The organism is Burkholderia guangdongensis (genome assembly GCF_013403875.1).
Lineage (GTDB): Bacteria > Pseudomonadota > Gammaproteobacteria > Burkholderiales > Burkholderiaceae > Burkholderia > Burkholderia guangdongensis.
Genome location: NZ_JACBNX010000035.1, coordinates 22,654 through 33,958 on the forward strand (window position 1 = coordinate 22,654; position 11,305 = coordinate 33,958).

Consider the following 11,305-nt stretch of genomic DNA (forward strand, 5'->3'; position numbering starts at 1 on the left):
GCGCGCCAGTGGCGCGTCAGAGATTGACGATCGTCTGATCGACGGCCTGCTGCGTCTTGATCGTCTGCGCGTTCGCCTGGTAATTGCGCTGCGCGGTGATCAGGTCGACGAGCTGGCTCGTCAGGTCGACGTTCGAGTTTTCGAGCGCGCTGCCCTGCAGCGTGCCGTGGTTCGTGCTGCCCGGCGCGGAGATCTGCGGCACGCCCGAATCGGCCGTCTCCGCATACTGATTGCCGCCGAGGTTCACGAGGCCGTTCGGATTGTTGAAGTTCGCGAGCACGATCTGGCCGAGCACCGAGGTCTGCCCGTTCGAGTAGTTGCCGGTGATCTTGCCGTCCGTGCCGATCGTGTAGTTCGTCAGCGTGCCGCTCGCGTAACCGTTCTGCGACAGATTGTTCACGCCGTCCTGGCCGCCGTACTGCGTGGTGCCGGTCAGGTCGAGCGTCACCGTCGGCGTCGTCGGCGTGTTGGCCGTGTTCGGCATCGTGAACGACAGCGTCGCCGGCGACGGGCTCGTGATGTTGCCCGACGAGTCGAACGTGATCGGGCCCGCGTCCGTCGGCGTCTGGCCCGCCGCGCCCGCAAACACTTCCCACGTGCCCGGACCGGTCGCGCCGGCCGCCGGACCGGTTTTCAGGAAATACATGTTGACCTGCTGCGCGCCACCGAGCGAGTCGTAGGTCTGGATCGACGTCGAGTAGTTGTACGTCGACGCATTGGTCGCGCTGAACGCCGCCACGCCCCCGGTCGGCACCGTATCCTGCGAGTTCAGGTTCAACTGCGCGCTGATCGTGCTCGTCGCGCTCGGCGCGAGGTTCGTCGTCGGCGCTTGCAGCGGCACGGTCGTCGCGGTGTTGATCACGCCGTTCGCGTTCGCCGCGTAGCCCATCAGATTCAGGCCCTGCGCGTTGACGAGATAGCCGCTCGCGTTGCGCTGGAACGTGCCGTCGCGCGAATACGTGAGCGCGCCGTTGTTCGACATCTGGAAGAAGCCGTTGCCGTTGATCGCGACGTCGAGCGCCGAGTCCGTCGTCGTGATCGTCCCCTGACTGAAATTCTGCTGCACCGACGACATCGTCGTGCCGATGCCGATCTGGTTGTTGGTCGCGGTCGCGACCGAATTCGCGTACATGTCCGCGAACTGCGCGGTGGCGCCCTTGAAGCCGACCGTGTTCGCGTTCGCGATGTTGTTGCCGATCACGTCGAGCGCGCTCGACGCCCCGGCGAGGCCGCTCAATCCCTGTTGATAACCCATGCCTGGTCTCCGTTTTGTCGAGGTTGAATCAGTTGGTGGTGGACGCCGTCGTGCTCGACGTCGTGCCCGGGTAAATCGACGCGACCTGCGACAGGCCCACCGTCGAACCGTTCGACAGCACGAGCCCCGGCGTGCCGTCCGCCTGCTGGATCACGCTGTCTACCTTCGCGGACGACAGCACGGTCGCCGAGCTGGTGCTGCCGCTGCTGCCGACCGCCTGCGCGCCGATCGTGTACGTGCCGTCCGGCAGCGTATTGCCCGCGCTGTCGGTCGGCGTCCAGTTGAACGGCACGGTGCCGGCCGACTGCGCGCCCGCGTTGATCGTGTTCACGACCGTGCCCGCCGCATTCTTCACGGTGATCGTCAGGTTCGACACCGCGCTCGACAGCTGCACGCCGAACGACGTCGCGGCGCCGTTCGCCACGGTGACGCCGTTGCCCGGCGCGAGCACGTTCTCGCCGATCAGCGACGCCGCCTGCGTCTGCTGGCCGGCCATCAGCTGCGTCGACAGCGACGTCAGCGACGTATTCAGCTGCGCGATGCCGCTCACCGTGCTGATCTGCGCGAGCTGCGACGTCATCTGCGAGCTGTCGACGGGGTTCGTCGGATCCTGGTTCTGAAGCTGCGTGACGAGCAGTTGCAGGAACGTCGACTGCAGGTCGCTCGCCGACGTTCCGCCGAGGCTCGTCGCGCTCATCGTGTCGGTCGGCGTGTTCGAGACGGTCGTGCCGTTGCCGCCGATCGTCGTGGAGGAGGAAGTCATCCGGATTCGCCTTGTGTCAGAGAGAGATACGCTCAGGTGCCGATCGTCAGCGTTTTCAGCATCAGCGACTTCGCGGTGTTCAGCGTTTCGACGTTCGCCTGGTACGAGCGCGACGCGGAGATCATGTTGACCATCTCCTGCACCGGGTCGACGTTCGGCATCTGCACATAGCCGTTCGCGTCGGCCTGCGGATTCGACGGGTCGTACGTGCTCTTCATCGGCGACGGATCGTCGATCACCTTCGCGACGCGCACGCCGCCGATCCCCTGGCCCGACGCGGTGCGCGCGCCGCCCTGCGGGTCGGTTTCGAACACGACCTGCTTCGCCTTGTACGGCTGGCCGTCGGGGCCCGTCATGCTGTCGGCGTTCGCGAGGTTCGACGCGGTCACGTTCAGCCGCTGCGACTGCGCGGACAGCGCCGAGCCGGCGACGTCGAAGATGTTCATCAGTGATGGCATCGAAGCTCCTTGTGCCCATTCGCGGGCATGCTGTTCGGCCAGGTCATGAAGGCCGGGAAGGTCACGAGCCGGACGTGATCGCGGCGATCATCGTCTTGATCTGCTGCGTCATCACGGTCATGCCGGCTTCGTAGTGCAGCGCGTTGTCCGCGAACTGCACGCGCTCGACGTCGAGGTCGACCGTGTTGCCGTCGAGCGCCGGCTGCAGCGGCTGCCGGTACTGCGGGCGGCCGAAGTCGTCGGCCGGGCCGCCCGTCGCCGCGAGCGTCGCGGCACCGGCGATATGGCCGGGCGACGTCGACGCGAGCGTCATCCCGGACGCGACGCCCGCCGGCTGCGCGGCGGCGAGCGGCGCCGCGTTGGCCGGCGCGAGGCCGCCGGCGCCCGTCTGCTGCAGCGAACGCGCGAGCGTCGACGCGAAATCGACGTCGCGCGCCTGGTAGCCGGGCGTGTCCGCGTTCGCGACGTTCGACGACAGCAGTTCCTGTCGATAGGCGCGCACGTCGAGCGCCTGGCGGCCGAACGCGAATTCGGCATCGAGTTTGTCCAGCATCTGTGCGCCTCTCCGTTTCTCAAGCGATGCACCGCCCTGCCACTCTTCGCCGCCGCGCGGCCGAAGAGCCCTTTTTCGATGGAATGCATGGTAGGCGGGAGCGTCAAGCCGCAATCGGCCGAATAACACGGCAAAGCCCCCCTATATCCACCGTTTGCGTGGCGGGCCGGCTCCCTAGAATGCGAATCGGGACTCCTATCTCGAGGACAGCGCCATGAAAGCCATCGCACATCGCGGCCCCGCCGCGCGCCAGTCGCTCCGGCGGCTCGCGTGCGCGCTCGTCGCGGCGCTGTGGGCGAGCGTGGCCGCCGCGCAGCAGGACGGGATGATCGTGATCCCGGGGCGCGGCGAGACCGCCGAGGCGGCCTCGGCCACCGACCCGAGCCGAATCGTGACGATCGTCGCGGGCACGCCTGCGGCAGCGGCGGAGAACCGGAGCGTGCGCACCGTCGCCCCGGCCGCTGGGCGGGCACCCGCCACGGCCGCCGGGCAGAACGCCGGCCAAGCCACCGCCCAAACCGCCGCACCGGCCACGCCGCCCGGCCAGCAGGACGCCGAATCGGTCCGCCGTGCGGCGCTCGCGTATCTTCAGCAGCAGGCGGAGGGTCTGCCGGGCAAGACGACGGTCACGGTATCGCCGTCGTTCGCGCGCGGCCTCGCCGCCTGCGCGACGCTGGAACCGTTCCTGCCAACGGGCGCGCGGCTGTGGGGCCGCACGACGGTCGGCGTGCGCTGCGTGGGCGAGCGGCCGTGGACCGTCTACCTGCAGGCGAAGGTCGCGGTGCAGGCCCCCTACTATGTCGCCGCGCGGCAGATCGCGCCGGGCGAGGCGCTGACCGCGGCCGATCTCGTCGCGCGCGACGGCGACCTGACCGTGCTGCCGCGCACGATCATCACCGATCCGTCGCAGGCGGTCGGCGCGATCGCGCTCGCGCGCGTATCGGCCGGCCTGCCGCTGCGGCAGGACATGCTGAGGAGCGCGGCGTCGGTGACGGCCGGACAGACCGTGCGCGTCGTCGCGGCCGGACAGGGCTTCACGATTTCGGCCGAGGGGGCCGCGCTCGCCAGCGCGCCGCCGGGCCAGCAGGTACGGGTGAGGATGGCGGCGGGGCAGATCGTCACCGGCATCGTGAAGGATGCCGGCACGGTCGAGCTGCCGCTCTGACCCCGGGAGGACATCGATTCGGCGACGAATTCGGCGACGATCGCGACGCGGACGGGAATGCTAAAGTTCGACCCGGCCATGCCGTTATCTGGGTCAAACCGAATCAGGAAGCCCATCGTGAAAGTCGATTCCACATCCTCCAGCGCGCAGACGCTGACGAACACGAGCGCCGGCACCACGCGAGCGCAACCAGGCGCGGCGCCGGCGGCCGATGCGCGGACGAACACGCCCGGCACGACCGGTGGTGACGCGAGCGTAAACCTGTCGGGCCTGTCCGCGCAGTTGCGTTCGCTGGCGGCGTCCGGCGCCGCCGATATCGATACCGGGCTCGTCCAGTCGATCAAGGACGCGCTGAAGAACGGCACGCTGTCGATCGATCCGAGCAAGATCGCCGACGGCGTACTGAATACCGCCCGCGAGCTGCTGCAGCCGCCGAAACAAGGCTGAGCCGGCGCGGGCACCGGATGAACGACGCGCGGATCGGCCGCGCGCCGGTGTAACGAGCTGAGCGAAAGCCCATGAGAGACGAGCTGCTGGCCACGGTCAACGACGAACACGCGACGGTCGAAGCGTTCGCGTCGCTGCTGGCGTACGAAGAGAAGGCGCTGACGACGCCGGAGCCGCTGCAGATGCTGCCGGGCATCGTCGATCAGAAGACGGAGCTGATCGAGCGGCTCGCGAACCTCGAGCGCACGCGCGACACGCAGTTGTCGGCGCTCGGCTTCCCGGCCGGCAAGAAAGGGATGGATCAGGCCGCCGCGCGCGACACGCGCCTCGCGGGCCGCTGGCAGTTGCTGCAGCAGGCGGCCGAGCGCGCGCGGCGCGCGAACGCGACCAACGGGATGCTGGTCCGGATCCGGATGGATTACAACGAGCGCACGCTCGCGGTGCTGCGCTCGACGCCGGCGAAGGTCGGCTTTTACGGCCCGGACGGGCGCGTGTCGACCGTCGTGCGGTGACGCGCGGGCCGGCCGTTCAGGCGGCCCGCGCTTTTTCCTTCCCGCGTCACCCCTCTCCCACTCCCGCCGCATGCGCGACCGCGAGAATTCGCGCGCGATGCACGGCTTCCTTGATCCTTTGCGCGTCGTTGCCGATCTCGCGCGCGATCGCGCCCGCATCGACGCTGCGCGCCGCCGCGAGCGCCTCGCGCAGCCGCTCCGCCTGCGGATACGGCTGCGTGTCCAGCCCGAGCCGGCCGCGCGCGTCCGATTCGCACGCCTGCAGCAGCTCCGCGAAGCGCGCCGGCTTGCGCAGCGCGTCGGTGCGCTCGAACAGCCGCACGAGCGCGGCCGCGCCCATCTCCATCACGCGATGCAGGTTGCCGTGCTCGCGCGCGACGACGAGCGCGAGGTCGCGGCACTCGTTCGGCACGCGCAACCGCTCGCACAGCGGCTTCAGCAGATCGACGCTGCGGCCTTCGTGGCCGATGTGGCGCGGCAGCACGTCGGCGGGCGTCGTCGCCTTGCCGAGATCGTGCGTGAGCGCCGCGAACCGCACCGGGAGCGAGTAACCCTGCTTCGCCGCGTAGTCGACGACCATCATCACGTGCACGCCGGTATCGACTTCCGGGTGATAGTCGGCGCGCTGCGGCACGCCGAACAGCGCGTCGATCTCCGGCAGGATCCGCGCGAGCGCGCCGCACTCGCGCAGCACCGCGAACATCCGCGACGGCCGCGCCTCCATCAGCCCGCGCGCCAGCTCCTGCCACACGCGCTCCGCGACGAGCGCGTCGGCCTCGCCCGCGTCGACCATCCGCCGCATCAGCGCCATCGTGTCGTCGGCGACGGCGAAGTCGAAAAAGCGCGCGGCGAAGCGCGCGACGCGCAGGATCCGCACCGGATCCTCGACGAACGCGTCGCTCACGTGCCGGAACACTTTCGCGCGCAAGTCCGCCTGCCCGCCGTGCGGATCGATCACCGGCCCGACGAGCGCGCCGTCCGGGCTCACCTCGCGCGCCATCGCGTTGATCGTCAGGTCGCGCCGCGCGAGGTCCTCGTCGAGCGTCACGTCCGGCGCGTAGTGGAACTGGAAGCCGTGATAGCCGGCCTCGGTCTTGCGCTCGGTGCGCGCGAGCGCGTATTCCTCGTGCGTGCGCGGATGCAGGAATACCGGAAAATCCTTGCCGACCGGCCTGAAACCCTGTGCCGCGAGCTGCTCCGGCGTCGCGCCGACCACCACGTAGTCACGGTCCTGCACCGGCACGCCGAGCAGCTCGTCGCGAATCGCGCCGCCTACCGCGTAGACATTCATTGCCGCGGCTCGTACTTCGCGAGCACGTGCGTCTCGCGGCGCGCGCCGGCGATCCACGCCTGCACCGCCGGCAGCGCGCTCACGCGCGCCGCGTAACCGGCCGCGTCCGGCGACAGCCCCGGCGCGTACGTATTGAAGCGCATCACGACGGGCGCGTACATCGCGTCCGCGATCCCGAACTCACCGAACAGGAACGGCCCGCCCGACGCTTCCAGGCATTCGCTCCACAGCGCGTCGATCCGCGCGATGTCGGCGAGCGCGCCGGGCGTCGCGCCGACGCCGGGAAACGATGCGCGGATGTGCATCGGCATGTTCTCGCGCAGCGCGAAGAAGCCCGAGTGCATCTCGGCCGCGACGCAGCGCGCGTGCACGCGCTCGATCGGATCGGCGGGCCACAACAGATGCTGCGGATAGCGCTCGGCGAGCGTCTCGGCGATCGCGAGCGAATCCCAGATCGCGAGCCCGTGGTCGTCGATCAGGCACGGCACCTTACCGGTCGGCGAATGCTCGAGGATGCGCGCCGTCGAGTCTGCTTCGCCGAGCTCGACGGGGATCTCGTCGAACGGAATGCCGAAATGCGTGAGCAGCACCCACGGCCGCATCGACCACGACGAGTAGTTCTTGTCTCCAATGACGAGTTTCATGACGGATTTCCTGATAAAAGGCGGATCATCTGACGTTCAGCGCCGCGCGCGAAACCAGTCGAAGCGCGAACGCTGCGCGGCGTCGCCGAGATACGCGGGGGCGATGCTTTCGAGACTCGCCGGATCGATGCCGAGTTCCGGCGCGAGCGGCCCCGACAGCACGTTCGGCACCGACATCGACGCGAGGTTGTCGCGCGTGATCAGCGGCTCGCCGGGCAGGCGCTCGAACACCGCCGCCTGCAGCCGCGCGAGCGCGTCCGGCAGCCGCACGATCCGCGCGTGCCGGCCGACGACCGTGCCGCAATAGCGGACCAGCGCCTCGAGCGTATAGACGGCCGGGCCGCCGATCTCGTAGGTCTTGCCGCGCGCGGCCGCGAGATCGAGCGTGTTGACGATCGCCTGCGCGACGTCGCCGACGAACACCGGCTGGAAGCGCGCGTCCGGCATCGCGAGCGGCAACACCGGCAGCGTGCGCTGCAGCCGCGCGAACGTGTTCAGGAACGCGTCGCCGGGGCCGAACACGACCGACGGCCGGAAGATCGTCACGCCGAGCGGGCACGCGGCGGCGACCGCGTGCAGCGCCGCCTCGCCGTCGCCCTTCGAGCGCTGGTACATGCTCGGGCCGTGCGAATTCGCGCCGAGCGCGCTCAGGTGCATGAGGCGCGGCACGCCGGCCTCGACGCACGCGGTCGCGAACGCGGCCGGCAGCGACACGTGCGCGCGCTCGAAGCCCGCGCCGTAAGGCGAGCCTCGGCCGCCGTGCAGCACGCCGATCAGATTGATGGCCACCTGCGCGCCCGCGGCAAAGCGGGCCAGGTGCTGCGCGTCGAAGCCGTCGAGCTCGACGATCTCGACCGGCAGCATCATCAGATGGCGCGCACGGTCGCGCCGGCGTGTGCCGATCCGCACATGCCGGCCAGCAGCGATCAGCGCATTCACGAGCCGGCTGCCGATGAAGCCGGTTCCCCCCAAGAGCGCGACGGTCTGGCGATCCATGATCGAGACTCATGAAAGCACGCTGCCGCGTCGTGCGCGGCAGCGTGCGGGTTGCGGTTCAGGGCGCCACGTAGCCTAGCCGCTTCTTCAGCGATTGCGGTTTGCCCTCGAACAGCGCCGCGTAGTACGTGGTGTTCGACAGCACGTTCTTCACGTATTCGCGAGTCTCGCTGAACGGGATCGTCTCCGCGAAGATCGCGCCCTCGACCGGCTGCGTCAGCGACTGCCGCCACTGCCGCGGCCGCCCCGGCCCGGCGTTGTAGCCCGCGGTCGCGAGCACCGCCGAGTCGTCGAACGACCCGTAGATGTCCGCGAGATACGACGTGCCGAGCTGGATGTTCATGTCGATATCATGCATCTGCTCGCGCGAGATCGGGCCGAGGCCGAGCTTTTTCGCGACGAGCTGCGCGGTCGCCGGCATCAGCTGCATCAGCCCGCCCGCACCGACCGACGAACGCGCGTTCGTGATGAAGCGCGACTCCTGGCGAATCAGCCCATACGCCCATTCGACGTCGAGGCCGGTCGACTGCGCGTAGCGCACGACGGTCTCGCGGTACGGCGACGGATAGCGCAGCGTGAAGTCGTGCTCGGCCTTCGTGCGATCGGCGGTGTTGACGGTGCGGTCGAGCATGTCGAGGCGCTTGCCGTACTGGGCGGCCGCGAGCAACTGGCGGTCGGTCATCCCGCGCAGCGGCCAGTTCCATTCGCGGTTGCCCTCGAGACGCAGGTTCATCGCGTAGAAGCGCTGCGCGAGCGCGAAGCCGGGAATTTTGCTCATCGCGCTGATCTCGTCGTCGGAGACCGTCGTGCGCGGCGGGATCGTCGTGCGCTGGCCGAGCTCCTCGCCCGCGAGCTGACCGTAGAAGCTGAACTGGCCGGCGATCTGCTCGAATTCCTGATTCGCCTGCAGCGTGTTGCCGCTCTGCTTCAGCGCGCGCGCGTGCCAGTAGACCCACGCCGGATCGTCGCGCAATGACGGCGGCATCTGCTCGATCGACCAGCGCACCATCGGCCAGTCGCCGGCGAGCAGCGCCGCGCGCGTGCGCCATTCGTACGCGGGATTCGACAGTGGCGCGTTCGCCGACTTCTGATACCAGACCGACGCGAGCGGCGAGCGTTTCAGCGCGCCCTGATAGCCGATCTCGCCCCAGGCGATCGCCTGCTCCTGCTTCGAGAGCGACGCGCCGACCGTGGTCATCAACGACGCGGCCTGATCCGGATCGTTGCGCGCGAGGCGCACGAGCGCGACGAGCGCGAGCTGGTGCGACACCGGATCGGGGCCGACGCCGTTCGCGAGATAGAGCGGCGGCACGCTCGTCGCCTGATCGAACGCGGCGGGGCGCGTGCCGAGCGCGTCGGCGATGCGGCTGCCGAGCGTCGTGTAGTTCTGCTCGAACGCGAAGCGGATCTGCTGCCACACGTCGTCGCTCGTGAACTGCTGGTTCATCGCGAGCGCGGTGATCAGGTCGACGCATGCGTCGCCGTAATTCTTCGGCTCGACGAGCAGCGCGCGGGCCGCGTCGGCGACGTTCTCGCCGCGCGCGGCGCGCGATTCGAGCGCGTAGCACTTGACCTGCGTGTCGTCGTCGAGCACGAAGCGCTTGTACTGGTCGTCGAAGTTGCGCCAGTCGTGGCGCGCGCCGAGCACGAGCAGATAGTCGTTGCGCATCCGGTCGGCGATCGCCTGGCCGTCGTAGCGCTGCAGGAACGACTGCACCGGCGCGTCAGGCGCATCGAGCCGCGCGTGGCCGGCCGAATCGAACAGTTGCGGCTTGATCTGGAAGTACTCGACGTACGACGGAACCGGATAGTTCGGGATCGACGCGGCGAGCTGTGCGGCCTTCGCGGCGTCGTTGCGGCGCGCGGCCTCGCGCAGCTGGATGAAGGTCTGGTCGTCCCCGGAAAGCGTGTCGTCGGAGGGCGCGGCGCAGGCGGCCGTGCCCGCGACGAGCAGCGCGGCGGAAAGCGTCAGCGTGACCGCACGATATACTCGGAAAAGGCTGTTTGACATCGTCTTGATTGGAGCACGGAGTGAGCGAAAGCATAGCACGCAACCCCTCTGCCGCCAGGACTTCGTCCGGGTCCGCGGAACGGAAAAAAGCGCTGCGGCGGGCGCTGTTGCAGGCTCGCCGCGACGCGCAGTCGCAGCCCGGTACGGATGCGTCGCTGGGCGAGCATGTGCGGGCGCTGCTCGATCGCGTCGCGCCGCGCACGGTTGGATTTTACTGGCCGCTGCCGGGTGAGTTCGATGCGCGGGCGGTGGTGCTCGGGTGGTGTGGTGCGGCGGCGGGGCGGGTGGTTGCGTTGCCGGTGATTCGCGCGCCGGGCGAGCCGCTCGAATTTCATGCGTGGGATGAGGCGACGCCGATGCGCGAAGGGCATCACCGGATTCCGGAGCCGACGTCGGGTAAGGTCGTCGCGCCGGATCTGCTGCTGATTCCGTGCGTCGGGTTCGATGCGCGGCGGTTCAGGCTCGGGTATGGCGGCGGGTATTACGATCGGACGTTGGCGGCCTGGCCGGGAGCGGTGCTGCCGGTGACGGTCGGGATCGCGTATGACGCGTGCCGGGTCGAGGCGCTGCCGGTCGAGGAGCATGATCTGGCGATGGGGTGGGTGGTGACGGAAGGGCGTATTTACGGCGGTGAAAGCGAATCGTGATCCGTGGGCGATGGGCCTTCGCAATGGGCGTTGGCGTTCAGGCGTCACGGGGGTGTAGTGGAACGCGTTTCGCATGGGCTGGAGGTATCCGGAATTTCGTGTGTGAGGCGGGTTGAGACTCAGATTCCGATATTGAATCGCTCCGGGTAAAGCAGTGCAAACTGCGTCATCGCGCCTTTCCAATCGTGCCGGGAGCCGGTCCACTTGGCAACGACGTTACGCAGGGCCAACCAGATCAGCTTGAGCGNCTTGATGATCTTCCGAAGCTGCATGTGCAGCGACTCAATGGCGTTGGTCGTATATACAATTTTTCGGATATCCGGCGCGAAGGCGAAGAACGGGATGACCTGCTCCCAGGCTCGCCGCCAGAGCGCGGCGATTGGCGGGTATTTCGTGCCCCATGGGCCGGCGTCGAACGCATCCAGCGCCACGGCGGCCGCCTCGGCCGTCGGCGCCCGGTACACCTCCTTGAGCGCGGCGGCGGCTACCTTGCGATCTTTCCAGCTCACGAAGTCGAGCGAGTTCCGGATCAAATGCACGATGCAGGTCTGAACTGTCGTTTC

Annotated in this window: 13 protein-coding genes; 4 read left to right on the forward strand and 9 right to left on the reverse strand. The window is 68.8% G+C overall.

All coding sequences use genetic code 11. The features are described from left to right. Positions 1-16 precede the first annotated feature (16 nt). The 4 genes from flgE to flgB form a co-directional block, all read right to left on the reverse strand. Positions 17-1,255 (reverse strand): flagellar hook protein FlgE, encoded by a 1,239-nt coding sequence (gene flgE, locus HZI36_RS25385; protein ID WP_179405430.1) that lies wholly within the window; start codon positions 1,253-1,255, stop codon positions 17-19. Positions 1,256-1,283: 28 nt separating this feature from the next. After that, positions 1,284-2,018, reverse strand: a complete 735-nt coding sequence (locus HZI36_RS25390) for a flagellar hook assembly protein FlgD (RefSeq protein ID WP_179405431.1) — start codon at positions 2,016-2,018, stop codon at positions 1,284-1,286. A gap of 32 nt (positions 2,019-2,050) precedes the next feature. Further along, positions 2,051-2,476: a flagellar basal body rod protein FlgC gene (flgC, locus tag HZI36_RS25395; RefSeq protein WP_179405432.1), complete on the reverse strand. Its 426-nt coding sequence runs from the start codon at positions 2,474-2,476 to the stop codon at positions 2,051-2,053. Positions 2,477-2,537: 61 nt separating this feature from the next. Then, entirely contained in the window at positions 2,538-3,029 is a 492-nt protein-coding gene (gene flgB, locus HZI36_RS25400) for a flagellar basal body rod protein FlgB (protein WP_179405433.1), read from the reverse strand. 214 nt (positions 3,030-3,243) lie between these two features. On the opposite strand from flgB, the gene flgA reads away from it, so the two are divergent. The 3 genes from flgA (at position 3,244) to HZI36_RS25415 (ending at position 5,153) form a co-directional block, all read left to right on the forward strand. Further along, a complete protein-coding gene (gene flgA, locus HZI36_RS25405) occupies positions 3,244-4,194 on the forward strand; it encodes a flagellar basal body P-ring formation chaperone FlgA (RefSeq protein ID WP_179405434.1) in 951 nt (316 codons plus the stop codon). 117 nt (positions 4,195-4,311) lie between these two features. After that, entirely contained in the window at positions 4,312-4,641 is a 330-nt protein-coding gene (gene flgM / locus HZI36_RS25410) for a flagellar biosynthesis anti-sigma factor FlgM (RefSeq protein WP_179405435.1), read from the forward strand. Between the two features lie 71 nt (positions 4,642-4,712). Then, complete coding sequence (locus HZI36_RS25415) at positions 4,713-5,153, forward strand: flagella synthesis protein FlgN (RefSeq protein WP_179405436.1); 441 nt, start codon at positions 4,713-4,715, stop codon at positions 5,151-5,153. Positions 5,154-5,199: 46 nt separating this feature from the next. Here the strand turns inward: HZI36_RS25415 and HZI36_RS25420 are convergent, their stop codons facing one another. From HZI36_RS25420 to HZI36_RS25435, 4 genes are read right to left on the reverse strand one after another with little or no spacing between them, the layout of a single operon-like run. Beyond that, positions 5,200-6,444 (reverse strand): multifunctional CCA addition/repair protein, encoded by a 1,245-nt coding sequence (locus HZI36_RS25420; protein WP_179405437.1) that lies wholly within the window; start codon positions 6,442-6,444, stop codon positions 5,200-5,202. Beyond that, positions 6,441-7,088: a glutathione S-transferase family protein gene (locus HZI36_RS25425; protein ID WP_179405438.1), complete on the reverse strand. Its 648-nt coding sequence runs from the start codon at positions 7,086-7,088 to the stop codon at positions 6,441-6,443. The genes HZI36_RS25420 and HZI36_RS25425 overlap by 4 nt, the downstream gene beginning before the upstream one ends. A gap of 36 nt (positions 7,089-7,124) precedes the next feature. After that, positions 7,125-8,084, reverse strand: a complete 960-nt coding sequence (locus HZI36_RS25430) for a complex I NDUFA9 subunit family protein (protein ID WP_179405439.1) — start codon at positions 8,082-8,084, stop codon at positions 7,125-7,127. 58 nt (positions 8,085-8,142) lie between these two features. Further along, complete coding sequence (locus HZI36_RS25435) at positions 8,143-10,095, reverse strand: lytic transglycosylase domain-containing protein (protein ID WP_179405440.1); 1,953 nt, start codon at positions 10,093-10,095, stop codon at positions 8,143-8,145. A 20-nt stretch (positions 10,096-10,115) separates the two neighbouring features. Between HZI36_RS25435 and HZI36_RS25440 the strand changes: the two genes are divergently transcribed. Next, positions 10,116-10,742 (forward strand): 5-formyltetrahydrofolate cyclo-ligase, encoded by a 627-nt coding sequence (locus tag HZI36_RS25440; protein ID WP_425485299.1) that lies wholly within the window; start codon positions 10,116-10,118, stop codon positions 10,740-10,742. Positions 10,743-10,861: 119 nt separating this feature from the next. On the opposite strand, the gene HZI36_RS25445 is transcribed toward HZI36_RS25440, so the two are convergent. Continuing rightward, on the reverse strand, positions 10,862-11,305 hold a 444-nt coding region (locus HZI36_RS25445), incomplete at its 5' end, for a transposase (protein WP_179405442.1).

Bases quoted from the DNA above. Each gene is read 5' to 3' on its own strand.
- flgC (WP_179405432.1), bottom strand. From the start codon at position 2,476: ATGCCATCACTGATGAACATCTTCGACGTCGCCGGCTCGGCGCTGTCC.
- flgA (WP_179405434.1), top strand. From the start codon at position 3,244: ATGAAAGCCATCGCACATCGCGGCCCCGCCGCGCGCCAGTCGCTCCGG.
- HZI36_RS25425 (WP_179405438.1), bottom strand. From the start codon at position 7,088: ATGAAACTCGTCATTGGAGACAAGAACTACTCGTCGTGGTCGATGCGG.
- HZI36_RS25430 (WP_179405439.1), bottom strand. From the start codon at position 8,084: ATGGATCGCCAGACCGTCGCGCTCTTGGGGGGAACCGGCTTCATCGGC.
- HZI36_RS25420 (WP_179405437.1), bottom strand. From the start codon at position 6,444: ATGAATGTCTACGCGGTAGGCGGCGCGATTCGCGACGAGCTGCTCGGC.
- flgE (WP_179405430.1), bottom strand. From the start codon at position 1,255: ATGGGTTATCAACAGGGATTGAGCGGCCTCGCCGGGGCGTCGAGCGCG.
- flgB (WP_179405433.1), bottom strand. From the start codon at position 3,029: ATGCTGGACAAACTCGATGCCGAATTCGCGTTCGGCCGCCAGGCGCTC.
- HZI36_RS25415 (WP_179405436.1), top strand. From the start codon at position 4,713: ATGAGAGACGAGCTGCTGGCCACGGTCAACGACGAACACGCGACGGTC.
- HZI36_RS25390 (WP_179405431.1), bottom strand. From the start codon at position 2,018: ATGACTTCCTCCTCCACGACGATCGGCGGCAACGGCACGACCGTCTCG.
- HZI36_RS25435 (WP_179405440.1), bottom strand. From the start codon at position 10,095: ATGTCAAACAGCCTTTTCCGAGTATATCGTGCGGTCACGCTGACGCTT.